This is a genomic window from Methylobacterium oxalidis (assembly GCF_007992195.1).
Taxonomy (GTDB): Bacteria; Pseudomonadota; Alphaproteobacteria; order Rhizobiales; family Beijerinckiaceae; genus Methylobacterium; species Methylobacterium oxalidis.
Window position 1 is genome coordinate 1 of sequence record NZ_BJZU01000017.1, and the last position, 21,519, is coordinate 21,519.

Annotated in this window: 23 protein-coding genes, 2 tRNA genes and 1 pseudogene; 11 read left to right on the forward strand and 15 right to left on the reverse strand. The window is 67.9% G+C overall.

The genetic code is table 11. From position 1 onward, the window contains the following. Positions 1–165 (forward strand): annotated as a pseudogene (locus MOX02_RS05450) (IS256 family transposase); the annotation flags it as partial. A gap of 106 nt (positions 166–271) precedes the next feature. Next, on the forward strand, positions 272–490 hold the full coding sequence (locus MOX02_RS05455) for a DUF6894 family protein (protein WP_147024796.1): 219 nt from the start codon (positions 272–274) through the stop codon (positions 488–490). A gap of 15 nt (positions 491–505) precedes the next feature. On the opposite strand, the gene MOX02_RS05460 is transcribed toward MOX02_RS05455, so the two are convergent. Continuing rightward, on the reverse strand, positions 506–838 hold the full coding sequence (locus MOX02_RS05460; RefSeq protein WP_147024797.1) for a LuxR C-terminal-related transcriptional regulator: 333 nt from the start codon (positions 836–838) through the stop codon (positions 506–508). A gap of 560 nt (positions 839–1,398) precedes the next feature. Next, positions 1,399–2,079, reverse strand: coding sequence for a phage tail tape measure protein (locus tag MOX02_RS05465; RefSeq protein WP_147024798.1), 681 nt, complete (start codon positions 2,077–2,079; stop codon positions 1,399–1,401). 150 nt (positions 2,080–2,229) lie between these two features. Here MOX02_RS05465 and MOX02_RS05470 point away from each other — a divergent pair, with 150 nt between their 5' ends. Then, positions 2,230–2,718, forward strand: coding sequence for a hypothetical protein (locus tag MOX02_RS05470; protein ID WP_147024799.1), 489 nt, complete (start codon positions 2,230–2,232; stop codon positions 2,716–2,718). A gap of 291 nt (positions 2,719–3,009) precedes the next feature. Here MOX02_RS05470 and MOX02_RS05475 read toward each other — a convergent pair whose 3' ends face one another. The 10 genes from MOX02_RS05475 to MOX02_RS05525 all read right to left on the reverse strand — a co-directional run bounded on the left by MOX02_RS05475 (position 3,010) and on the right by MOX02_RS05525 (position 13,247). Then, entirely contained in the window at positions 3,010–3,726 is a 717-nt protein-coding gene (locus MOX02_RS05475; RefSeq protein ID WP_170267677.1) for a Crp/Fnr family transcriptional regulator, read from the reverse strand. Positions 3,727–3,745: 19 nt separating this feature from the next. Next, positions 3,746–4,450, reverse strand: coding sequence for a sigma-70 family RNA polymerase sigma factor (locus MOX02_RS05480; RefSeq protein ID WP_147024801.1), 705 nt, complete (start codon positions 4,448–4,450; stop codon positions 3,746–3,748). Positions 4,451–5,808: 1,358 nt separating this feature from the next. Further along, positions 5,809–5,994, reverse strand: coding sequence for a hypothetical protein (locus MOX02_RS05490; RefSeq protein ID WP_147024803.1), 186 nt, complete (start codon positions 5,992–5,994; stop codon positions 5,809–5,811). A 14-nt stretch (positions 5,995–6,008) separates the two neighbouring features. Continuing rightward, the gene (locus tag MOX02_RS05495; RefSeq protein ID WP_147024804.1) at positions 6,009–6,203 is read right to left on the reverse strand and encodes a hypothetical protein; all 195 of its coding nucleotides are present in this window, start codon (positions 6,201–6,203) and stop codon (positions 6,009–6,011) included. Between the two features lie 192 nt (positions 6,204–6,395). Further along, positions 6,396–6,471: transfer RNA gene (locus MOX02_RS05500), tRNA-Val, on the reverse strand. 132 nt (positions 6,472–6,603) lie between these two features. Further along, on the reverse strand, positions 6,604–9,027 hold the full coding sequence (gene lon / locus MOX02_RS05505) for an endopeptidase La (protein ID WP_147024805.1): 2,424 nt from the start codon (positions 9,025–9,027) through the stop codon (positions 6,604–6,606). Positions 9,028–9,296: 269 nt separating this feature from the next. Beyond that, positions 9,297–10,568, reverse strand: a complete 1,272-nt coding sequence (gene clpX / locus MOX02_RS05510) for an ATP-dependent Clp protease ATP-binding subunit ClpX (protein ID WP_147024806.1) — start codon at positions 10,566–10,568, stop codon at positions 9,297–9,299. Positions 10,569–10,825: 257 nt separating this feature from the next. Continuing rightward, positions 10,826–11,452 (reverse strand): ATP-dependent Clp protease proteolytic subunit, encoded by a 627-nt coding sequence (locus MOX02_RS05515; RefSeq protein ID WP_109896380.1) that lies wholly within the window; start codon positions 11,450–11,452, stop codon positions 10,826–10,828. Positions 11,453–11,579: 127 nt separating this feature from the next. Then, positions 11,580–12,971, reverse strand: a complete 1,392-nt coding sequence (tig, locus tag MOX02_RS05520; protein WP_147024807.1) for a trigger factor — start codon at positions 12,969–12,971, stop codon at positions 11,580–11,582. A gap of 191 nt (positions 12,972–13,162) precedes the next feature. Beyond that, positions 13,163–13,247, reverse strand: a tRNA-Leu gene (locus tag MOX02_RS05525). A 207-nt stretch (positions 13,248–13,454) separates the two neighbouring features. Between MOX02_RS05525 and MOX02_RS05530 the strand changes: the two genes are divergently transcribed. Further along, positions 13,455–14,942, forward strand: a complete 1,488-nt coding sequence (locus tag MOX02_RS05530; protein ID WP_147024808.1) for a multicopper oxidase family protein — start codon at positions 13,455–13,457, stop codon at positions 14,940–14,942. A 5-nt stretch (positions 14,943–14,947) separates the two neighbouring features. Here MOX02_RS05530 and MOX02_RS05535 read toward each other — a convergent pair whose 3' ends face one another. The 3 genes from MOX02_RS05535 to MOX02_RS05545 form a co-directional block, all read right to left on the reverse strand. Further along, on the reverse strand, positions 14,948–15,349 hold the full coding sequence (locus MOX02_RS05535; protein WP_147024809.1) for a hypothetical protein: 402 nt from the start codon (positions 15,347–15,349) through the stop codon (positions 14,948–14,950). Continuing rightward, positions 15,346–15,558 (reverse strand): hypothetical protein, encoded by a 213-nt coding sequence (locus tag MOX02_RS05540; RefSeq protein WP_147024810.1) that lies wholly within the window; start codon positions 15,556–15,558, stop codon positions 15,346–15,348. The genes MOX02_RS05535 and MOX02_RS05540 overlap by 4 nt, the downstream gene beginning before the upstream one ends. Before the next feature lie 125 nt (positions 15,559–15,683). Further along, positions 15,684–17,210 carry an NAD(P)H-hydrate dehydratase gene (locus tag MOX02_RS05545; protein WP_147024811.1) on the reverse strand — a complete coding sequence of 509 codons (1,527 nt, stop codon included), beginning with the start codon at positions 17,208–17,210 and terminating at the stop codon, positions 15,684–15,686. A gap of 201 nt (positions 17,211–17,411) precedes the next feature. On the opposite strand from MOX02_RS05545, the gene MOX02_RS05550 reads away from it, so the two are divergent. From MOX02_RS05550 to MOX02_RS05580, 7 genes are all read left to right on the forward strand, one after another. Next, positions 17,412–17,750, forward strand: a complete 339-nt coding sequence (locus MOX02_RS05550) for a P-II family nitrogen regulator (RefSeq protein WP_109890483.1) — start codon at positions 17,412–17,414, stop codon at positions 17,748–17,750. A gap of 120 nt (positions 17,751–17,870) precedes the next feature. After that, entirely contained in the window at positions 17,871–19,283 is a 1,413-nt protein-coding gene (gene glnA, locus MOX02_RS05555; protein ID WP_147024812.1) for a type I glutamate--ammonia ligase, read from the forward strand. 161 nt (positions 19,284–19,444) lie between these two features. Then, the gene (locus MOX02_RS05560; protein WP_147024813.1) at positions 19,445–19,699 is read left to right on the forward strand and encodes a hypothetical protein; all 255 of its coding nucleotides are present in this window, start codon (positions 19,445–19,447) and stop codon (positions 19,697–19,699) included. Between the two features lie 24 nt (positions 19,700–19,723). Then, positions 19,724–20,098 (forward strand): RNase A-like domain-containing protein, encoded by a 375-nt coding sequence (locus MOX02_RS05565; RefSeq protein ID WP_280525309.1) that lies wholly within the window; start codon positions 19,724–19,726, stop codon positions 20,096–20,098. Between the two features lie 85 nt (positions 20,099–20,183). Next, a complete protein-coding gene (locus MOX02_RS05570; protein WP_147024815.1) occupies positions 20,184–20,420 on the forward strand; it encodes a hypothetical protein in 237 nt (78 codons plus the stop codon). Positions 20,421–20,453: 33 nt separating this feature from the next. After that, positions 20,454–21,032, forward strand: a complete 579-nt coding sequence (locus MOX02_RS05575; protein ID WP_147024910.1) for an NADPH-dependent FMN reductase — start codon at positions 20,454–20,456, stop codon at positions 21,030–21,032. 138 nt (positions 21,033–21,170) lie between these two features. Beyond that, positions 21,171–21,503: a hypothetical protein gene (locus MOX02_RS05580; protein WP_147024816.1), complete on the forward strand. Its 333-nt coding sequence runs from the start codon at positions 21,171–21,173 to the stop codon at positions 21,501–21,503. Positions 21,504–21,519 lie beyond the last annotated feature (16 nt).

Consider the following 21,519-nt stretch of genomic DNA (forward strand, 5'->3'; position numbering starts at 1 on the left):
TTCCCCAACACGGACGCGATCCAGCGCCTGATCGGTGCGGTGCTCCTGGAGGCCAACGACGAGTGGCAACTCCAGCACCGCTACATGCAGATCGAGGGCATGGCGGGGTTTGCTCCGGCGTTGATCGAGGAGAGCGTCACGACACTTCCACCACAGGCTGCCTGACCGATGGCCGCTCCAATTCCACCCAGAAAGTCCACCTCATTGACGGACGTCACCTCGCGCGCCCGCTCACACGTCTCGCGAGCCGAGAAACACGAGGAGCAATCATTTGCTCAAGCGGTTCTACTTCGATCTCGTGAAACGAGAGACGATCCTCGTAGACGAGACCGGGATCGAGGCTGCCGACCTGGATGAGGCGGAGGAACAGGCCGAAGTGGCACTGCAGGAGTTGCACGACAGCGAGGAAGTGGCCAACTTTGATGACGGCTGGCAGTTGGCCATACGTGACGAGACAGGTGCTGTCCTCAGGAAGCTGCCTGTCCGGTAATGCGCTTACCTTCGCTCATGCGGCGGTAGAGGCCGAGCGGATGCCGTGGTCGTGAGCCAAGATCGCAGCGCGTGTCCGGCTCTGCGCCTTCAGCTTGCGCAGAATGTTCTTGACGTGGATCTTCACCGCCGCTTCGTTCAAGCTGACGTTCAATGGTTCCGTGAGCGCAAGCGCGGCCCGGATCGCGCGTAGGGTCGGCTCGTCCGCGCCCTGATCCCTGGCTTCAGCCAAGAGGGCGGAGACCTTCAGGAACAGGTCTGCCCGCTTCTCCGGGCGGCTCACGAGCGGCTCATCCGTCAGCAAAGCAATCAGCCGATCTATGATTGAAGGCGCCGGTTCTGTCGGCATCTTTCGCGCGCCTCATGCTGATATTGACAGCAGGGTGCATAGCACAACTGGCAACGGCGGGGAATTGCCGCGTCGTTCTAGTACGTTGTGTTTAATCAGAAGCCCAATGGCGATGTGAAGTCGCTACTCATTAGCCTCAGCAGCGTCTGGTGTCTGCCAGGCCTAGTGGGCACCGTCAGGTAGAACTGGTGTGGGATCGCCCGTGACGGCATCAGCGAACCTGTGAAGAGCAGCAGCTCAGGCCGCACCAGCGCCGTCGAACTCGGCACCGGCGGCGTCGGGCTTGGCCTCTGCGGACATTTTGCCTTGTGGCGAGCGTCACGGCACGCGCGGATGGGCGTTTATGGAACCGAAAAATGGGCCTCCGGACAGTCTCCGGAAGCTCTCGCGTGGGCCGCGGAGGGGCGCCAGTAGATGCATAGAAAAACCGCCCGCACGGGGCGCGGGCGGGCGGCTTCTATACTCGCGACATGTGTGAGCGGAGAGCCGCGCGTATGCCCCTGTGATGCGCCCCGGGAGGCGGCTCTGTCTACGGTGGCGAGCGCACGGAAATGAGCGCGCTAGTCTCTCAGCCTCCGGCCAGCGGGCACTACCTGCGCCAGCGATCCCTGTCCCGATGCCACGCGGCCGGCCTGCCGCTTCTCCATTCCGTCCGCCAGCATGTCGATGTCGATACACTTGCGGCTGGTGGTCTGCCGCCCCGTCACCTGCGTGCCCTCCGGCGCACTGTGCAGGTGGACTTCGGTGGTTCCGCCGTTGCTGTTCGCCGCGCCGGCCCGGCTTGCCCCGATCATCTCGCGCGTGAGACCGACGAGCCCCCCGTCTGCGTAGCCCGGCAGAGCGCCTCGCACAGCGTCGAGGGTACCGACTCCGAGCCGGCGCACGGTCGCGGCGTCCATCACGTATTCGCCACGGTGGACGATGCCGGCGGGCTCCAGGCGGCTGCCGGCGCCCATGTAGCCGCCGTAGGCGTATTTCGGGAGCGGACTCGCCCCGAACGGGTCGCCGAGGTTGAAGCCCTTCAGCGCGTCGCCGAGCAAGCCGCCGCTGGAGGAGTCGCGCTTGCCCAGCGCATCCTTGTAGAGGCAGGCCTGTCGGAGGTCTGCGCAGATATCGGGGCGCGAGGGGCGTCCACACTCTTCGCGGTAGCGCCGGCAGTTACCCTGCCCGCGCTCAACCAGGGTACCCTTGTTCTCGCAGGCGATACGAAGATCCCGGTCCGTCCTAACTGTGTCCCGCACGTAACATCAATCTCCTCCCAAGCCACGCTCTGACGAATCCGAGCTTTCTGCATTGACGGACACCAAACATTAACCATGACTCTCCGTCGCCCATCGGTCAGCGCCTGGGCAGGAGCCTCGGTCCTCATCCTTCGGGGCGGGAGAAAACAGATGGATCAGGCTCGGCAGTCTTCGTGGGACGAATCCTCCGAGATTGAGGAGGACCTCAGCGCACCACCGCCTCAGCGTCCCGCCGACGCCCACCCGATCAACGTCGTGAAGCTGACCGGAGCCTCGGGTCATTTCGCTCCATCCAGTTCTGGGACCCAGCCGTCTCTGTCCCCAGATCCGTCGAAGCTGGTTGAGCACCTGCGGAGCGCGGCCCAGCACGTCAGGAAATTGGAGGCGCAGGCCAAGGAGCAGGAGTTGCGCATTCAGGAGATGCTCGAGCGCATCCGAGAAGAGATAATAAGCGCGAATGAACGCGTGAGGGCCGCGGAGGATCAAGTCGAAGAGATGCGAGTTCGCGCCGATGCACTGGCGCGAGATGCAGAAGAGCGAATACAAGCTGCCGAAGTGCGTGCGTGCATGGCTGAGGAGTGGATGTCCCGCGTCCAAGCAACCATCACACGCGAGTTTGGCATGTACGAAGCCGAATAGGTCTCAATCCACTTTCCTGGATTGAGCTAAGCACCGCAGACGGCAACTGACCAGCGCAGCCTCGTTCAAGCTGTGCTCACCGGCGGCACCGAGGTGCCGAACGGCCCACTGATTGGCGCCCTTGCGCAGCCCTACGTGACCTCATAAGGCCGTGGTTCGCAATAGTGTGCTCCGCCAGATTGCACGCGCACGACCCCGGCCAGGAGTAGCCGCACAACAGCTACCGCCGACGGGAGTCATGGATCGAAGCGCTCGGCTGGTGCAGGGCGCGAGAAGGGACGGGGTCGCCGACTAGGCAGCCTTGGCAGGGCGCAGATCCAGGTAACCAGGGTCGAATTCGGCGAAGGCCTGCAGCCGCTCCACATCAGGGATGGTCAGCGCGGACTTGCTCCAGACGATCAGATCACCCGCCCGTAAGCCCTGCAGCACGCGGTTGATGTGGACCTGCGAGATGCCCATCGCATCCGCCAGGTCCGCCTGCGAGATCGCCAATTCGAAGCTGTTCTCGTTTGCGAGCCCCACTACCTGCAGGCAGACCAGCAGCTCGCAGAAGTGATGGGCCAAACGCCTGTCCGCTGGCCGGCTATCGTTCACCAACCACTCGCGGGCCCGGTTCAACTCCATCATGGCGAGCCAGCGCATCACATGGGCAATCCCGGGATGCGTCTCGATCAGCTCTGTGAGCCTTGTGCGGGGGATGTCGACCACTGTGCAGTGTGTGAGAGCACCGAGCCGCATGTCCCGTGTGGAGGGCCCGCAGATGTGCATGCGGCAGAGGTCTCCTGGCACGGCGAAGGAGACGATCCGGCGGTTGCCCTGCCGGAGTGTCTTGTAGCGCCCGGCGATGCCGCTCATCACCAGGTAGACGCGGTCCGTGTTGTCGTGCACCGCGATGTCGTGCCGCGCAGAAACGGGGCGCCGGCTGAGCGTGAGCGCCTCCAGGGCGGAACGCTCGACCTGCGACAGGGCCGCGCTGTGCTCCAGCTTGCAGATGAGGGGATGGTTCACAGCTGTAGGCGGCATCGGGTCATGCGGTGAGCCGCGCTGATGGCATGCCCAGCGATCCGGTCAGGAACGCCCGCGCCCGGCTGACCCGGCTCTTGGCTGTGCCGACTTGGCAGCCCATCACCTCGGCCGCCGCCTCATACGTCAGGCCCTGCGCGCCGACGAGCAGCAGCGCCTCCCGTAGCTGCGGCGACAGCTTGGTCATGTGCGCCCAGATCACCCGCAAGTCCGAGCCGTGCTCCTGAGCGGCGGGTGCGATCAGCTGGGCTGTCAGGGTGCCGTCCGCGTCTTCGACCTCACGCTTACTCTTGCGGCACTCGCTGTAGAACTGGTTGCGCAGGATGGTGCACAGCCACGCCATCAGGTTCGTGCCCGGCCTGAAGCGGTCCTGTGCCGCCCAAGCCTTCAGCAGCGTCTCCTGCACGAGGTCGTCGGCGCGAGTCGGGTCTGAGACAAGCGACATCGCAAACGCCCGCAGGCCAGGAAGTGCGTCTGTCAGGCCCTGACGAAAGACTGCCGCATCGGCATCGCTGCGGGCTGCAAGCGCGCTGTCGAGCTGCGCGATCAGGTCGAGCAAGCGTTGGGGCGGCTGTGCGCCGATGAGGGCACCGTAGGCTGCCTGCAGCTGAGAGCCGAGGTGACCCAGGACCGCCGCAGGCAGCGCGGCTGACCCTGATGCGTCCAGCCGGTCTGGATGATGCGAACCGAGCCCGCCTGCTACCAGCATGTGCTTCAACTCATGGCTTTTCGCGGAGCGATTTGCCCTGCCGTGCCAAGGTACAACTCCGCGGTCAAGCTTGCGGCTGCGCAGGGACAGGCCGCGCCCAGCGTGTCGCACTGCGTAAGTGAACCGGACGTCTACTCGCACCCCAGTTTACGAGCATCGTAGGCCGATCAACCTAACCATCCAGTAATCACCTAACACCCGGAGGAGAGAGGGATCCTTTCCTGGAGGGCTCGCATTGCGTCCATCGTCTGCAGGCCAGCACGGTCGAGGTGATGGAACGATCAGTGACATACAGCATCATTGACCACCCGGGCGGGCAGTTCGCGGTTGTGGCTGTCTCAGCGTCCGGCTCTGTGTACAGCCGCCGCGGATTCCAGACGCTTGCAGAGGCAGAGCAGTGTGTTGAGGACCTGCGCGCAGTGATGGCGGCCTGCAGCGCCCCGCTTGTGCGCTCGGGAGGCGAGCTGCCCGGCATGAACCTACGGGCGCTGCTCAGGACATCCAGGTCGCCGTTCCGATAGCGCCTGCAGTGAGGGTCAGCAGCCGGCCCCTCCGGGTGCGACACGAAAAGCACACCCTGCCACGCTGTGTGGCCGGACGCCCTGAGCGGGGAACGGTGACGCTTCCTCACCGTTGAGGCCCAGCGCGGCTGTCGTTCCAGACCCCCATGCAGCCGCGTGACGAGACACTCACTCAGGCCCTGGCTGCAGAAGCCGGGGCCTTTTTCGTGCTCCGCCGGCCTGATGAGCTGAGGTGGGCGCCCGCGTTCCTGGAAAGGCGGTTAGCGCTTTGGAAACCTGGGGCCGGCTCAGTAGTTAATGCCGAGTTAACGGCTAAGATTGGGGGCCTCGCCCCTGTCCGGGGCAATCCGACATGGTGTTCACGCGACTGGCTGCGGCTTGCAGCGCCCTTGTGCTCGTGAGCGGCTGCTCACACCTCCTCCAGGCGCCAGCTCAGTATGCCGCACTGCCGGTGACTAGCGGCTCACCAGCCACGGTAGGTTCGGCTGCGGAACGGCCGGATGCCGCTCTGCCGCCTGTCGTCATCCCAGGTCAGCTCCTTGCCTCGCCAGGAGGGCGGTCCGGGAGCACCGTCGAACCCCACGCAGCACTCCAGCAATCGGCACGGGCGCGCCTTGCTTGGAAGGAGCTGCGGCCGACCGATCTTCTGAAGCCGCCCTTGATCGAGAGCATGAGGGCAGCACTTGCCGACGAGCCCGGCGCGACAGCGAGCCTGCCGAGCTCAGGGCGAGGCGGCGCTGCCAACCCGGCTGCCCCAGCTACTCAGGATCGTGAGAAGAGCATGAGCCATCTGCTGGATCAGGGTGGAGCACCCGCAAAGACCATCTGCGACAGGTGCTAGGCAGCCCGAGCGGGCCCGCTGAACTCCCAGGCCGGGATGCCGACCGGCCGGCCCGGTGTGTTCCGGTAGCAGGTGACGAGCTCCTTCCCCGTCTGACTTTCGGAGAGCCCGGTCACCTTCTGACCGCCGAGCATCAGGGCACCGCAGTGGTCCGCGCGGATCGTGCCGGCCTTGGGATGCACACCGCACAGGTCCGTTACGCTCCATCCGAGATCCAGCGCCTCGGCGCGCCGTACCGGTCGAGGAAGTCGAGAGCGTTGTCGTACATCGGGGGCCAGGCCGTCGGCGACATGCCGGAGCAGGGCAGGCTCGAAGGCTTGAGCCGCGCGAAGACATCGCGCCATGCCTGGACATCAGCCGGGACGATCTGAAGGGCAGGTGACGCGGACATGGATCTCAGCGGCTGTGAGGAAGGCGCCGGATCACGGAGAAAGCGGCCGAGTCAATATGACGAGCGTGTCACAGCAGCGACTGAGCGCCACGGATCTGTCTTGCTGCATTGCAAAGCGGAAGGTTTTTGGGGAGTAACTGGGGATAGCGCTGCGATGAGGAGCGCTAAAATCCGTTAAGTCATTGATATTTTTGGTGGGCGGTGAGGGACTCGAACCCCCGACCCTCTCCGTGTAAAGGAGACGCTCTACCAACTGAGCTAACCGCCCGCGCCGACCGGGTTAAGCAAGCCGCCCCGGCCGCGCAAGCACTTCGTTCGCGCTTTCGGCCGGGTCCCTGAAACGGGAACGGCCCCCGAAGCGGTGCTTCGGGGGCCGTCCGGTCGGTGTCTCGGGCGCCGCTCAGTGGGCGACGAGGCTCGCCCCGTCATCCTCGCCCCGCGCGGGCTTGGCCGCGGGGATCGGCTCGTCCCACTCGATCGGCTCGGGCTGGCGCACCAGGGCGCGGGCCAGAACCTGATCCATCCGCGAGACGGGCACGATCTCGAGGCCGCTCTTCACGCTGTCGGGCACCTCGGCGATGTCCTTGGCGTTCTCCTCGGGGATCAGCACCGTCTTGATGCCGCCGCGGAGCGCGGCGAGCAGCTTCTCCTTGAGGCCGCCGATCGGCAGAACCCGGCCGCGCAGCGTCACCTCGCCCGTCATCGCCACCTCGCGGCGCACCGGGATGCCGGTGAGCGTCGAGATGATGGCGGTCGCCATCGCGATGCCGGCGGACGGCCCGTCCTTCGGGGTCGCCCCCTCCGGAACGTGGACGTGGATGTCCCGGCGCTCGAACAGCGGCGGCTCGATGCCGAAGTCGATGGCCCGCGAGCGGACGTAGCTCGCCGCCGCCGAGATCGACTCCTTCATCACGTCGCGCAGGTTGCCCGTGACCGTCATCTTGCCCTTGCCGGGCATCATGACGCCCTCGATCGTCAGCAACTCGCCGCCGACCTCGGTCCAGGCCAGGCCCGTGACGACGCCGACCTGATCGTCCGCGTCGATTTCGCCGTAGCGGAACTTCGGCGGGCCGAGGAACTCGGGCAGGTTGTCCGGCGTGACCGTGACGGCCTTCACCTTGGTGATCAGGATCTCCTTCACCGCCTTGCGGATCAGGTTCGAGATCTCCCGCTCCAGGTTGCGCACGCCCGCCTCCCGCGTGTAGCGGCGGATGAGCATGAGCAGGCCCTCGTCGGTGACGGACCACTCCTTCGCGTCGAGCCCGTGCTTCTTCATCGCGCCCGGGATCAGGTGGCGGCGCGCGATCTCCAGCTTCTCCTCCTCGGTGTAGCCGGCGATGCGGATCACCTCCATCCGGTCCATGAGCGGGGCCGGGATGTTGAGGGTGTTGGCCGTCGTCACGAACATCACGTTCGACAGGTCGTAGTCGACCTCGAGGTAATGGTCGTTGAAGGTCGCGTTCTGCTCCGGATCCAGGACCTCGAGGAGCGCCGCGGAGGGGTCGCCGCGGAAGTCCATGCCCATCTTGTCGATCTCGTCGAGCAGGATGAGCGGGTTCGAGGTCTTGGCCTTGCGCATGGACTGCACGATCTTGCCGGGCATCGAGCCGATGTAGGTCCGGCGGTGACCGCGGATCTCGGCCTCGTCACGCACGCCGCCGAGCGACATCCGCACGAACTCGCGGCCGGTCGCCTTGGCGATCGACTTGCCGAGCGAGGTCTTGCCGACGCCCGGAGGGCCGACGAGGCACAGGATCGGGCCCGTGAGCTTGTTGGCGCGCTGCTGCACGGCGAGGTACTCGACGATGCGCTCCTTGACCTTGTCGAGGCCGAAATGGTCCTCGTCGAGGAGCACCTGGGCGCCGAGCAGGTCCTTCTTGATCTTCGAGCGCTTGCCCCACGGGATGCCGAGCATCCAGTCGAGGTAGTTGCGCACGACCGTGGCCTCGGCCGACATCGGCGACATCTGGCGCAGCTTCTTCAACTCGGCCGTCGCCTTCTCGCGGGCCTCCTTGGAGAGCTTCGTCTTCTCGATCTTGTCCTCCAGCTCGGCCAGCTCGTCGCGACCGTCCTCGTCGCCGAGCTCCTTCTGGATCGCCTTCATCTGCTCGTTGAGGTAGTACTCGCGCTGGGTCTTCTCCATCTGCCGCTTGACGCGGGTCCGGATGCGCTTCTCCACCTGGAGCACGGAGATCTCGCTCTCCATCAGCGACAGCACGCGCTCCAGGCGCTGCGCCACCGTGGGGATCTCCAGGATCGCCTGCTTGTCGGCGATCTTGACGGCGAGGTGCGAGCCCACCGTGTCGGCGAGCTTCGAGGGCTCGTCGATCTGCGTGACGGCGGAGACGACCTCGGGCGAGATCTTCTTGTTGAGCTTCACGTAGTTCTCGAACTCGGACACGACCGAGCGGGCGAGCGCCTCCGCCTCGACGCGGTCGCCGAGATCGTCGGTGAGCGTCTGGGCGCGGGCCTCGTAGAACTCCTCGGACGTCTCGAAGCCGAGGATCTTGGCGCGGCCGGCGCCCTCGACCAGCACCTTCACGGTGCCGTCGGGCAGCTTCAGGAGCTGCAGGACGCTGGCGAGCGTGCCGATCGTGTAGATCGCGTCGGTGGCCGGGTCGTCGTCGCCCGCGTTGATCTGCGTGGCGAGCAGGATGTGCCGGTCCGTGCGGACGGCCTCCTCGAGGGCGCGGATCGACTTCTCGCGGCCGACGAAGAGCGGCACGATCATGTGCGGGAAGACGACGATGTCGCGCAGCGGCAGGACGGCGTAGGAGCCCGTCGAGCCCGGGATCACCGGCTGGCGCGATTTCGACTGAGTCATGGCTGACTTCCTCATCATGGACACCGGGCAGTCGCTCCTCCGTCTTCGAGAGCAAGCATCCTGCCAGGGGCCGACCGGGCCGCGAGGGTCGGGATTGTGCGGGGACTTAGCGGCTGGTGGCGCGGCACCGCACCTCGATGGAGCGTGCGGCCACTGCGCTGTCCCTCAGTTGGCTCTCGGAGGCACCTGTTTCAAGCGGCGCCTCCGGACCTGACGGGTCGCCGGCAATGCGAAATCCGCATGCCCGACCAGTGGCTTGCGAGGTGCGCTCACGCACTCACGCTGGCCGGCGTCTCCTTGTTGCGGTCGCCGTGGATGAAGAGCGGGCGCGACTTGCCCTCGACCACCTCGGGACCGATCACGACCTGCTCCACCGAGTCGAGGCCCGGCAGGTCGTACATCGTGTCGAGGAGGATGGTCTCCAGGATGGAGCGCAGGCCGCGGGCGCCGGTCTTCCGCTCGATCGCCTTGCGGGCGACGAGGGAGAGGGCCTCCTCCTGGAAGGTGAGGTCGACGTTCTCCATCTCGAACAGGCGCTGGTACTGCTTGACGAGCGCGTTCTTGGGCTCCTGCAGGATCCGCTTGAGGGCGGCCTCGTCGAGATCCTCCAGCGTCGCCAGCACCGGCAGGCGGCCGACGAACTCGGGGATGAGGCCGAACTTCAGGAGGTCCTCCGGCTCGACCGAGCGGAAGATCTCGCCGGTGCGGCGGTCGTCGGGGGCCTGCACGCTCGCGCCGAAGCCGATCGAGGTGCCCTTGCCGCGCTGGGAGATGATCCGCTCCAGCCCCGCGAAGGCGCCGCCGCAGATGAACAGGATGTTGGTGGTGTCGACCTGCAGGAACTCCTGCTGCGGGTGCTTGCGGCCGCCCTGCGGGGGCACGGAGGCGACGGTGCCCTCCATGATCTTCAGGAGCGCCTGCTGCACGCCCTCGCCCGAGACGTCGCGGGTGATCGAGGGGTTGTCCGACTTGCGGGAGATCTTGTCGATCTCGTCGATGTAGACGATGCCGCGCTGCGCCCGCTCGACGTTGTAGTCGGAGGCCTGGAGCAGCTTGAGGATGATGTTCTCGACGTCCTCGCCGACGTAGCCGGCTTCCGTGAGGGTCGTGGCGTCCGCCATCGTGAAGGGCACGTCGAGGATGCGGGCCAGCGTCTGCGCGAGCAGCGTCTTGCCCGAGCCCGTCGGCCCGATCAGCATGATGTTGGACTTCGCCAGCTCCACGTCGTTGTGCTTCGAGGCGTGGGCGAGGCGCTTGTAGTGGTTGTGCACAGCCACCGAGAGGACCTTCTTGGCGAAGTCCTGGCCGATGACGTAGTCGTCGAGGACGCGCCGGATCTCCTTCGGGGTCGGGACGCCGTCGCGGGACTTCACCAGCGAGGACTTCGACTCCTCGCGGATGATGTCCATGCACAGCTCGACGCACTCGTCGCAGATGAACACCGTCGGGCCCGCGATCAGCTTGCGGACCTCGTGCTGGCTCTTGCCGCAAAACGAGCAGTACAGCGTGCTCTTCGAGTCGTTGCCGCCAGTCTTGCTCATATCGGTCTCCGATTCATGCGCGCGGGGCCAGCCAGGGGCGCACGCGCATCGCTCAAACGTAAGGACATCCGCCTAAAGAAACAGTCACCTGCGCGCCTATGCCGGGGCCTGCCGGCCAGAATCGCGATGCAAACACGCGGCCGCCGCGCGATCAAGCCGATACTCCAACGCCCGACCCCTCCGTTTCGACGCAGGACCGGCGATCGGGCGGCACGTGTGGCCGGGGCGCATCGGGGACGGGCCCCGGCCGGGTGCCGTCAGGCCGCGGCGGGCTCGGGCCGCTTCTGGATGACCTCGTCGATGAGGCCGAACTCCTTGGCGGCGTCCGCGGTCATGAAGTTGTCGCGCTCGAGCGCCTGGTGGATCGTGTCGTAGTCCCGGCCCGTGTGCTTCACGTAGATCTCGTTGAGGCGCTTCTTGAGGGCCTCGATCTCGCGCGCGTGGATCAGGATGTCGGTGGCCTGGCCCTGGAAGCCGCCGGAGGGCTGGTGGACCATGATGCGGGCGTTGGGCAGCGCGAAGCGGTGGCCGGGCTCGCCCGCGGTCAGGAGCAGCGAGCCCATCGAGGCGGCCTGGCCGACGCAGAGCGTCGTCACCGGGCAGCGGATGAACTGCATCGTGTCGTAGATCGAGAGGCCCGAGGTCACCACGCCGCCGGGCGAGTTGATGTAGAAGGAGATCTCCTTCTTGGGGTTTTCGGCCTCCAGGAACAGGAGCTGGGCGACGATCAGCGACGCGCCGTAATCCTCGACCGGGCCGGTGAGGAAGATGATCCGCTCGCGCAGCAGGCGCGAGTAGATGTCGAAGGCGCGCTCGCCGCGGCTCGACTGCTCGACCACCATGGGCACGAGCGCGCTGTTATAATAATCGACCGGATCTCTCATCATCGTGCCCCAGGGCTTCAAGGGGCCCGGCCGAGCGAATCAGGCTTGGCCGGGCGAATTTCAGCGAACACCGGCGACGCTTAACGCCGCCTCACCGGTGGCCGCCGCCCCTTGAAGGAGAGGCGGCTCACTCGGCCTTGTCGTCGGTGGCCGGCTTCTTGTCGGCGTCGGCGTCACCGTCCTCGTCGGAGAACAGCGCCTCCTTCGAGACGGGTTCCTCGACCAGTTTGACCTGCCCGAGGACGTGGTCAACCACCTTCTCCTCGAACAGCGGCGCCCGAAGCTCGGCGAGCGCCTGCGCGTTCTTGCGGTAGAAGTCCCAGACCTGCTGCTCCTGGCCCGGGAACTGCCGGACCCGGGCGATGAGGGCCTGGTTCACCTCCTCGTCGGAGACCTTGATATCGGCGCTCTCGCCGACCTGCGCAAGCACCAGCCCGAGGCGAACGCGGCGCTCGGCGATCTTGCGGTACTCCCCTTGGGCCTTCTCTTCGGTGGTGTCCTCGTCCTCGAAGGTCTTGCCGCGGGTCTTGAGGTCCTGCTCCACCTGCGCCCAGACGGAGGCGAACTCCTGGTGGACGAGGCTGGGCGGCAGGTCGAAGGCGTACTTGCCGTCGAGCGCGTCGAGGAGCTCCTTCTTGAGCTTGCGGCGCGATGCCGCCTCGTAGTCGCTGCCGATCGCCTTGCCGATCGCCTCGCGCAGCTTCTCCAGCGACTCCATGCCGAGGCCCTTGGCGAACTCGTCGTCCACCTGGGCCTCGCCGGGCGCCTGGATCTTCTGCACGGTCACGTCGAACTCGGCGTCCTTGCCGGCGAGCTGCTCGGCGCCGTAGGCCTCCGGGAAGGTCACCTTGACGAGGCGGCTCTCGCCGACCTTGGCGCCGACGAGCTGGTCCTCGAAGCCCGGGATGAACGAGCCCGAGCCGAGCTCGAGGTCGATGCCCTCGCCCTTGCCGCCCTCGAACTCGGTGCCGTCGATGCGGCCGACGAAGTCGATGGTGACGCGGTCGCCGCTCTCGGCGGCGGCGCCCTCCTCGCGGTCGGCGAAGGGCCGGCTCTGGCCCGCCATGCGCTGGAGCGCCTCGTCGATCTCGGCGTCGGAGGGCTTGGCCACGAGCTTCGTGAGGCTCACGTCCGAGAGGTCGGCGAGCTCGAAGGTCGGCAGCACCTCGACCGCCACCTTGAAGGCGAGGTCGGCCTTAGCGTCGAGGGCCTTGTCGACCACCGCCTTGTCCTCGAGGAACTCGACGCGGGGCTCGAGGGCGAGCTTCAGGCCGTTGTCGGCCACGATCTTCTGGTTGGCCTCGTTGACGGCGTTCTGCAGCACGTCGGCCATCACCGAGCGGCCGTAGACCTTGCGCAGGTGCGCCACCGGCACCTTGCCGGGGCGGAAGCCCTTGAGCTGCACCTTGTCCTTGAGGCCGGAGAGCTCGTTCGTCAGGCGGTCCTCGAGCTCCTGGGCGGCGAGGAGCACCTGAAACTCGCGCTTCAGCCCCTCGGAGTGTGTCTCGGTCACCTGCATCGTCGTGTTTCCGCTCTCAAGTCCGTGTCGTCGAAACTGCGAAGGCCCCAGGGCCGGCCTCGCGGCGGTCCCGGGGGCCGGTGCGGGGAAGCGCTCAGGGCCGGCCGAACGGCCGGGGAGCCGGCCGGCTCAGAGCGGCTGGGCGGGCCGGCCTTCCGATGGGGGAGCCATTCCGTTCCCGACGGCGGCGCTGGTGCGGGCGGAGGGGCTCGAACCCCCACGTCTTGCGACACTGGAACCTAAATCCAGCGCGTCTACCAGTTCCGCCACGCCCGCGAGCGCCGACACCCGGCGCGCTTCCGGCCGCCGGAGGGCGGCTCTATAGCATGCGGGACCGGGGCCGCAGCAAAAAACTTCAGGGGCGTCCGCCCGCCCCCGGCGGCGCGGCGCCGGCAGTAGCCTCGGGCGGGTGCCGCCGCTACAAGCGGCCACGCCCCGCATCCTCCCCCACCCGTCCCCGCGTCCCGATCCGCCCGAGGAGCCATGCCGCAAGCCGATCCCGCGCCCCAGGCCGACGCCGCGCCCGACGTGCCGGGGCCCCGCCCCTCGCGCCGCGCCCTCCTCGGCGGCGCGGCCCTCCTCGGCCTCGTGCCCGGCGCCGCCCGCGGGCAGCCCGCCGCCCCGAAGCCGAAGCCGGAGGCCGAGGGCGCGCCGCCCGGCCCGCAGCCCGAGGCGCGCCCGCTCGCGACGCAAGCCCCCAGGGTCCGCCTGCGCCCGGAGCCCGCGCCGGAGACCGCGATCTGGTCCTTCGACGGGACGGGCGTGCCGCCGGTGATCCGGGTGCGGCTCGGCGAGACCGTCCGGCTCAAGGTCGAGAACCGGACCGAGCGGCCGCTCTCGCTGCACTGGCACGGCGTGCGCAACCAGAACGCCATGGACGGGGTCGGCGGCGTGACGCAGGCGCCGATCCAGCCGGGGGCGGCCTTCACCTACGCCTTCACGCCGCCGGATGCCGGCACCTTCCTGATCCGGCCCCTCGTCGTCGGCGGCTCGAGCGAGCCCGCGGGCCGCGGGCTCTCGGGCTTCCTCGTCGTGGAGGAGAAGGCGCCGCCCGCGATCGACCGCGACGTGCCGCTCCTGATGCAGGATTGGCGCCTGCAGGACGACGCGAGCCTGCTGCCCTTCGGCCAGACCCTGTTCGCGGCCTCGAACGGGCGCCTCGGCAACCTGATCACGGTCAACGGCCGGCCGGTGCCCGAGACGATCGAGGCGCGGCCCGGCAGCCGCCTGCGCCTGCGCCTCGGCAACGCCTGCAACGCGCGGGCGACGCGCATCCGCTTCGACGGGGTGAAGGTCTACGTGGCGGCGGTGGACGGGCAGCCGACCGACACGTTCGAGCCCCTGCGCGCCACCCTCCCCTTCCCGCCGGGCACCCGCTACGACCTCCTCCTCGACATGCCGGCGGAGGCGGACGCGAAGGGCAGCATCACGGCGCTCGTCGGCGGCGGCCTCGCGCTCGCCAACCTCGTGACGAAGGGCGAGCCCGTCACCGAGAAGCGGCCGCCGATCGGGCCGATCGGCGACAACAAGCTGCTGCCGGCCGAGATCAGGCTCCAGAACGCCGTGCGCCGGGAGGTGACGATCACCGGCGGCGCCACGGTCGACAAGGAGAAGCCGGAGGCCGAGCCCGTCTTCAAGGGCGATCCGGGCCGGATCTGGGCCGTCAACGGTGCCAACGGCATGGCCGGCGTGGCGCCGCTCTTCTCGGTGAAGCGCGGCCAGGTGGTGGTGCTCGCGATCCGCAACGACACCGCCTTCCCGCAGGCGCTGCACCTGCACGGACACGTCTTCCGCCTGCTCCACCCCCTCGACGACGGCTGGGAGCCCTACTGGCTCGACACGTTCCAGCTCCTCGAAGGCCGCACCGCCCGCATCGCCTTCCAGGCGGACAACCCGGGCCGCTGGCTGCTCGGCGCGACGGTGCTGGAGCGCTTCGACACGGGGCTCTGGACCTCGTTCGAGGTCACCTGAGGCATCTATCGAACCGGCTTCCGCGGCAGCTTGGCCTTGGCGATGCGGGAGCCGAGCCGCAGGAGCGAGCGTCCGCGCGGGCGCTCCTTGAAGATGTCGTGGTTCGTGAGCCCGATGAAGAGCACGCAGTCCGCCGTCTGCTCCACGATGAGCAGCACGTCGTCGTCGATCCCGTGCCCGACGCGCAGGTGGAGCCAGCCGCGGCTCTCCGGGAGATGATCGCGCCCGCGGCTGCGCCGATAATAGTGCTCGGGCAGTGGGTGCCCGCTCACGATGTGGCGGCGGATGTCGAGGATGTTGTCGAGGAACCGCTCGAGGTCGATGCCCGGCCGGGTGGCGAAGCTCCCGTCCGCCAGGGTGATGAATTCGACGCGCTTCGGGACCGGCTCGATCCGCGCCAGCCTCATCGGCGCCGGGGCTTGCCCCTCAAGGCCGCCATCGCCGCCTCGTCGGAGAGCCCCTCGGTGCTGACGCGGGTGCCCTCGCGGGCCGCCGTCTCGATGAACCGGTAGGAATCGGACGCCTCGTCCGGCACGAGATCCCGGCGAGTGTTCACGAGATCCCGGCGAGTGTTCCTGTCGGGCGGTGCGGGCGGCTTCGATCTCGGCAGAGCCATCGGTTCCTGCATCCTGACGCGGGGCAGTGGGCGAGAAGGACCGTGACACGCCGCGCGCGGGCCCGGCAAGTCACACCCCGTTGAGCGGCGTCACGGCTGCTCGGGACCGTGCGCGGGACCGAACCTCAGCTCCGCTCCTCCAGCGCCCCGAGCACCCGCGGCATCAGGTCGGGCAGATCCTCGGCGATCAGGCCCGGGCCGTGGCGGAGGCCCGCGTCGCCGTGGAGCCAGACCGCGGCGGCGGCGGCCTCGAAGGGCGGCATGCCCTGCGCCAGCAGCCCGGCGACGAGGCCGGCGAGCACGTCGCCCGAGCCCGCGGTGCCGAGATGCGGGGTGCCGTGATCGTTGATGGCGGCCCGCCCGTCCGGGGCGGCGACCACCGTGTCCGCCCCCTTCAGCACGATCACGGCGCCCGCGAGCGCCGCGGCGCGGCGGGCGCGCTCGACCTTGCCGAGGCCGGGCTGACCGGAACCGGGCTCGGCTGCCGGCGTGCCGTGAAAGAGCCGGGCGAACTCGCCCGCGTGCGGCGTCAGGACGGCCTGCGCGCCGCCCTCCGCGATCAGCCGGGCGAGCGCGGCCGCCTCGCCCTTGAAGCTCGTCAGCGCGTCGGCGTCGAGGACGAGGCCGCGCCCGGCCCCGGCGGCCGCGGCGACGAGGTCCCGGGTCGGCGCGCCGGTGCCGAGGCCGGGGCCAGCCAGCACCGCGTTGAGGCGCTCGTCCACCAGCAGGTCCTCGAGGTCGTCCGCGCTCTCGCAGGGGCGCAGCATGATCGCCGTGAGATGGGCCGCGTTCTCGGGCAGGGCCGAGGCGGGCGAGGCCACCGTGACGAGGCCGGCGCCGACCCGGAGCGCGCCCCGCGCCGCGAGGCGCGCCGCGCCCGTGCGGTAGGCCGGCCCCGACAGGACGAGGGCGTGGCCGCGCGTGTACTTGTGGCTGTCCGCCCCGTGGCGCGGGAAGAGGGCGCCCCAGAGTTCCGGCCCGTTGCGGTGGAGCGGCGGCTCGCAGGCGGCGTAGCCCCGCGCGAGGGCGGCCTCGCCCGCCCCGATATCGGCGAGGTGGAGCGCGCCGCACAGGGCGCGGCCGGGCCGGAGCAGGTGCCCCGGCTTGAGGGCCACGAAGGTGACGGTCTCCCGCGCCCGGACGGCCGCGCCGCGCACCGCACCCGTGTCCCCGTCGAGGCCGGTCGGCACGTCGACCGCGAGGACGGGGCGGCCCGCCGCGTTCACCCGCTCGACGAGGCGGCGCGCCTCCCCATCGAGGTCGCGCGAGAGGCCGGCGCCGAACAGGGCGTCCACCACGAGGTCGTACCGGGCGATGTCGTCCGCGCCGATCCCCTCGGTGACCGGTCCCCGCCACTCGGCGGCGGCGAGCGCCGCGTCGCCTCCCAGGTCCTCCCGCCGCCCGAGCAGCCGGACCTCCGCGGACAGGCCGGCCTCCGCCGCGAGGCGGGCCGCCACGAAGCCGTCCCCCCCGTTGTTGCCGGGCCCGCACAGCACGAGGACCTCGCCGCCCGCCGGCAGGAGGGCGCGGACGCGCCCGGCCACCGCGGCGCCCGCCGCCCGCATCAGGGCGATGCCGGGCGTCCCGGACGCGATCGCCGCCTCGTCGACCCGCCGCATCGCCTCAACCGTGAGCAGCCGCCCCTGTCCCATGCGCGTCTCCGTCGATCTGCCCGCAGGTCGGACATGCGCTGCCCCGATTAAGACTCCCTCACCGCCAGATGCCCAAACGATGTGCAGACATTGCACATTTGCCGGGCAAATTCGGCGTGATCCCCGAGAAAACGGCGTGGCGGAGCCCGGACCGTGATGTTAGAAAACGGCTCAGCGCAGCGCAGGTCAGGCCCGTTCGGCATGAAGAAGATCGAAGCGATCATCAAGCCCTTCAAGCTCGACGAGGTGAAGGAGGCCCTCCAGGAGGTCGGCCTTCAGGGCATCACCGTGATCGAGGCGAAGGGCTTCGGCCGCCAGAAGGGTCATACCGAACTCTACCGCGGCGCGGAGTACGTGGTCGACTTCCTCCCCAAGGTGAAGCTGGAGATCGTGCTCGCGGACGCGATGGTGGAGGGCGCCGTCGAGGCGATCCGCAAGTCGGCCCAGACCGGGCGCATCGGCGACGGCAAGATCTTCGTCTCGACGATCGAGGAGGCGATCCGCATCCGCACCGGCGAGACGGGTGCCGACGCCATCTAGCGCGGGACCGCGCCGCCGCTGTACTCCCCCAGAGCCTGACAGAATCGAGAGAACCGCGGGCCGTACTCCGTCCGCGGCACAACCACGGCTACGCGCCGCCGCAAGAGGAGATAACCCGGGATGGCAAAGACAGCGACCGAAGTCCTGAAGGAGATCAAGGACAACGACGTCAAGTACGTCGACTTCCGCTTCACGGACCCGCGCGGCAAGTGGCAGCACGTCACCTTCGACGTCTCCCTCGTCGACGACGAGATCTTCTCCGAGGGCACGATGTTCGATGGCTCGTCGATCGCCGGCTGGAAGGCGATCAACGAGTCCGACATGCTGCTGATGCCCGATCCCGCGACCGCCTGCATGGACCCGTTCTTCTCGGCCTCGACCATGTCGATCGTCTGCGACGTGCTCGAGCCCTCGACGGGCGCTCCCTATTCCCGCGACCCGCGCGGCACGGCCAAGCTCGCCGAAGCGTTCCTGAAGTCCTCCGGCATCGGCGACACGATCTATGTCGGCCCGGAGGCCGAGTTCTTCGTGTTCGACGACGTGAAGTTCGCCGCCGACCCCTACCAGACCGGCTTCAAGCTCGACTCGACCGAACTGCCGATCAACGGCTTCACCGAGTACGAGGGCGGCAACCTCGGCCACCGCGTGCAGATGAAGGGCGGCTACTTCCCCGTGCCGCCGCAGGACTCGGCGCAGGACATGCGCGGCGAGATGCTGGCCGCCATGCAGTCGATGGGCGTCAAGGTCGAGAAGCACCACCACGAGGTGGCGAGCGCCCAGCACGAGCTCGGTATGAAGTTCGACACGCTGACGCTGCTCGCCGACCACATGCAGATCTACAAGTACTGCATCCACAACGTGGCGCAGAGCTACGGCAAGACCGCGACCTTCATGCCGAAGCCCGTCTACGGCGACAACGGCTCGGGCATGCACGTGCACCAGTCGATCTGGAAGAACGGCAAGCCGCTCTTCGCCGGCGACAAGTACGCCGATCTCTCCCAGGAATGCCTCTGGTACATCGGCGGCATCATCAAGCACGCCAAGGCGCTCAACGCCTTCACCAACCCGTCCACGAACTCCTACAAGCGCCTCGTGCCGGGCTACGAGGCCCCCGTGCTGCTGGCCTACTCGGCCCGCAACCGCTCCGCCTCCTGCCGCATCCCGTGGACGACCTCGCCGAAGGCCAAGCGCGTCGAGGTCCGCTTCCCCGACCCGATGGCGAACCCCTACCTCGCCTTCGCGGCCCTGCTGATGGCCGGCCTCGACGGCATCATCAACAAGATCGATCCGGGCCCGGCCATGGACAAGGATCTCTACGACCTGCCCCCGCGCGAGCTGAAGAAGATCCCGACCGTCTGCGGCTCGCTCCGTGAGGCCCTGCAGAACCTCGACAAGGACCGCGCCTTCCTCAAGGCCGGCAACGTGTTCACGGACGATCAGATCGACTCGTTCATCGAGCTGAAGATGACCGAGGTGCTGCGCTACGAGATGACCCCGCACCCGATCGAGTTCGTGCAGTACTACTCGCTCTGAGGCGGGAGCCGGGCGACGCCCGGCCCGTCACGACACGGCCGCAGCGCCGGGGCCTCGCAGGAGGCCCCGGCGTTTTCATTGGATGGAACAAGCATGGACGTACGGCGACATTCGGGAAAAAATCCTATATAGGATTCTTCTGGCGAGCGCCGGAAAAGTTCATGTCGACAAGAGACACCGCCATCCTCCGAGCCCGCTGGCAGGTGGATTCCCTGCAGGTGAAGTTGAGTCGACTGCGTCTCGGCCTCGTGCTGCATGCCTACGATCCCGGCCAGCCGCGAGTCCCCAAGGGCAATCCAGAGGGTGGCCGGTGGACGGATGGAGATCGGTCCGATGCGCTCAATTCCGAAGATGATGCGCAAATCATCCCTGTCGGCGATCGCAGCGAACGGCGATACAGTGTTGATCTGCAGTAATAAGAGGCTCGAGGAGGTCATACAATACGGGAACACGTAGCGAAGTCAGATGAGGAGATGCTGGCACGCGTTCGGCGAGAGAAATGGTCGATGCCATTTGTCACTGTTGGACGCCGAAGGGCCGGGAGCTTTCCATCTCGTGAAACCGCCAACGATCTCGTCAATCGGACGCTCGAACGAAACACGTCACTGGTCGATGCCGTTGCGGAAGGTAGACAAGACAGTGCATTCCTGAAAGCCCGGTTCGGTCACCGGACGGGCCGAAAAGCTTATAACCCCTCGGATGCATCTCCTTATATCCGCGCGACGTACGGCGTTGGCGCCTACATCATACACGATGCACAATCTTCGCGTGGTTGCCGCGTGCAAACTGCATATCCGCGCAACGATGGAGATTGATAAAATGAAAGCCACTCCGGAATTCAATAAGTTCTCGTTGTATTTTTTCCAAGATATGGAATTTGCTGCCGATACAGAGGAGTAAATGTATGATTTTGTGCTGAAACATCTTGATGAAAATGAGCGAGAACGACTGCGCGCTTTCTTGACAGCGGCAATACAAAACAGCGTCTCGGACGCAGAACTCGGCCAGCTTTGGGACGCTTCGGAATCCGATCTCGATTTCGGCGGCGGAGCGGGTGTCCGCATCATGTTCCAGCACGTGCTCGAACGCTTGTCGTGGGGCGGGCCGCATTGCCCGGCACCCGACCGCGCGCCATGATGCCGCTTGGCTCCCGAATCCAGCGAGGCCGCCATGCCCCTCCTCTGCCCCGTGATCCTCGGCTCGGTCCGCTCCGACCGCCAGGGCATCCGCGCCGCCCGCTTCGTCATCCGGGCGCTCGAGGCGCGGGGCCACGAGGCGCCGCTGGTCGACCCGGCCGAGATGAAGCTCCCGCTCCTCGACCGGATGTACAAGGAATACCCGAAGGGCGAGGCGCCGAAGGCGCTGGAGGACCTCGCCGGGCTCCTGCGGCGGGCCGACGCCTTCGTGGTCGTCTCGGCCGAGTACAACCACTCGATTCCGCCGGCCCTGTCGAACACCCTCGACCACTTCCTCGAGGAGTATTTCTGGCGCCCCTCGGCGATCTGCTGCTACTCGGCCGGCGCCTTCGGCGGCGTGCGCGCGGCGATGCAGCTGCGGGCGATGCTGTCCGAACTCGGCACGCCGAGCATCCCCTCGCTGCTGCCGATCCCGCAGGTCCACAAGGCCCTCGACGCGGAGGGCGTGCCCGCCGAGGAGCGGCTCGCCCGCAACGCCGGCAAGTTCCTCGACGAGCTGACCTGGTACGCCGAGGCCCTGCGCGCCCGGCGCGCCACCGGCACGCCCTACTGAGCCGCGCCCGGCCGGCACCGCGCATCCCGGCTGGCACCGCGCATCCCGGCTGGCACCGCCCTTGCCGGCTGGCACCGCCCTTGCCCCGCACGGGGCCCGACGACAGGCGGTGACAGGCAGACGATGGCTGAGGAAACGATGAGCCGGACGGTTCGCACGCTTCTGGCGAACCTCGTGAAGGCGGCCCTGATGTCGGAGGACCGGGCGAGCGCCCTCTGGCGCGAGGAGGCGGCGCAGGCGCTCGCTTCCGTGCGGGCGAGCCCGCAAGCGGTGGAGGGGCTGAAGATCGACGGGCTCTGGAGCCTCGCCGTGCGGGAGGCCGAGGCGCCGGACCTGCGCGCCGAGGAGGGGCAGGTCTCCTTCACGCTGCCGGTCGGCTGCCCCTTCGCGCTCGGCGAGTTCGTGGCGCCAGGCGGATTCGACATCGACGCGGGCGTCGAGCGCGTGCGCAAATCCGCCGCCACGGGCTGAGGCCGGCCCGTCCGGG

Coding starts and splice junctions, on each gene's coding strand:
- MOX02_RS05460 (WP_147024797.1), bottom strand. CDS start 838: ATGCCGACAGAACCGGCGCCTTCAATCATAGATCGGCTGATTGCTTTG.
- MOX02_RS05470 (WP_147024799.1), top strand. CDS start 2,230: ATGGATCAGGCTCGGCAGTCTTCGTGGGACGAATCCTCCGAGATTGAG.
- MOX02_RS05480 (WP_147024801.1), bottom strand. CDS start 4,450: ATGCTGGTAGCAGGCGGGCTCGGTTCGCATCATCCAGACCGGCTGGAC.
- MOX02_RS05495 (WP_147024804.1), bottom strand. CDS start 6,203: ATGTCCGCGTCACCTGCCCTTCAGATCGTCCCGGCTGATGTCCAGGCA.
- lon (WP_147024805.1), bottom strand. CDS start 9,027: ATGACTCAGTCGAAATCGCGCCAGCCGGTGATCCCGGGCTCGACGGGC.
- clpX (WP_147024806.1), bottom strand. CDS start 10,568: ATGAGCAAGACTGGCGGCAACGACTCGAAGAGCACGCTGTACTGCTCG.
- MOX02_RS05515 (WP_109896380.1), bottom strand. CDS start 11,452: ATGAGAGATCCGGTCGATTATTATAACAGCGCGCTCGTGCCCATGGTG.
- tig (WP_147024807.1), bottom strand. CDS start 12,971: ATGCAGGTGACCGAGACACACTCCGAGGGGCTGAAGCGCGAGTTTCAG.
- MOX02_RS05530 (WP_147024808.1), top strand. CDS start 13,455: ATGCCGCAAGCCGATCCCGCGCCCCAGGCCGACGCCGCGCCCGACGTG.
- MOX02_RS05535 (WP_147024809.1), bottom strand. CDS start 15,349: ATGAGGCTGGCGCGGATCGAGCCGGTCCCGAAGCGCGTCGAATTCATC.
- MOX02_RS05540 (WP_147024810.1), bottom strand. CDS start 15,558: ATGGCTCTGCCGAGATCGAAGCCGCCCGCACCGCCCGACAGGAACACT.
- MOX02_RS05545 (WP_147024811.1), bottom strand. CDS start 17,210: ATGGGACAGGGGCGGCTGCTCACGGTTGAGGCGATGCGGCGGGTCGAC.
- MOX02_RS05550 (WP_109890483.1), top strand. CDS start 17,412: ATGAAGAAGATCGAAGCGATCATCAAGCCCTTCAAGCTCGACGAGGTG.
- glnA (WP_147024812.1), top strand. CDS start 17,871: ATGGCAAAGACAGCGACCGAAGTCCTGAAGGAGATCAAGGACAACGAC.
- MOX02_RS05560 (WP_147024813.1), top strand. CDS start 19,445: ATGTCGACAAGAGACACCGCCATCCTCCGAGCCCGCTGGCAGGTGGAT.
- MOX02_RS05570 (WP_147024815.1), top strand. CDS start 20,184: ATGTATGATTTTGTGCTGAAACATCTTGATGAAAATGAGCGAGAACGA.
- MOX02_RS05575 (WP_147024910.1), top strand. CDS start 20,454: ATGCCCCTCCTCTGCCCCGTGATCCTCGGCTCGGTCCGCTCCGACCGC.
- MOX02_RS05580 (WP_147024816.1), top strand. CDS start 21,171: ATGAGCCGGACGGTTCGCACGCTTCTGGCGAACCTCGTGAAGGCGGCC.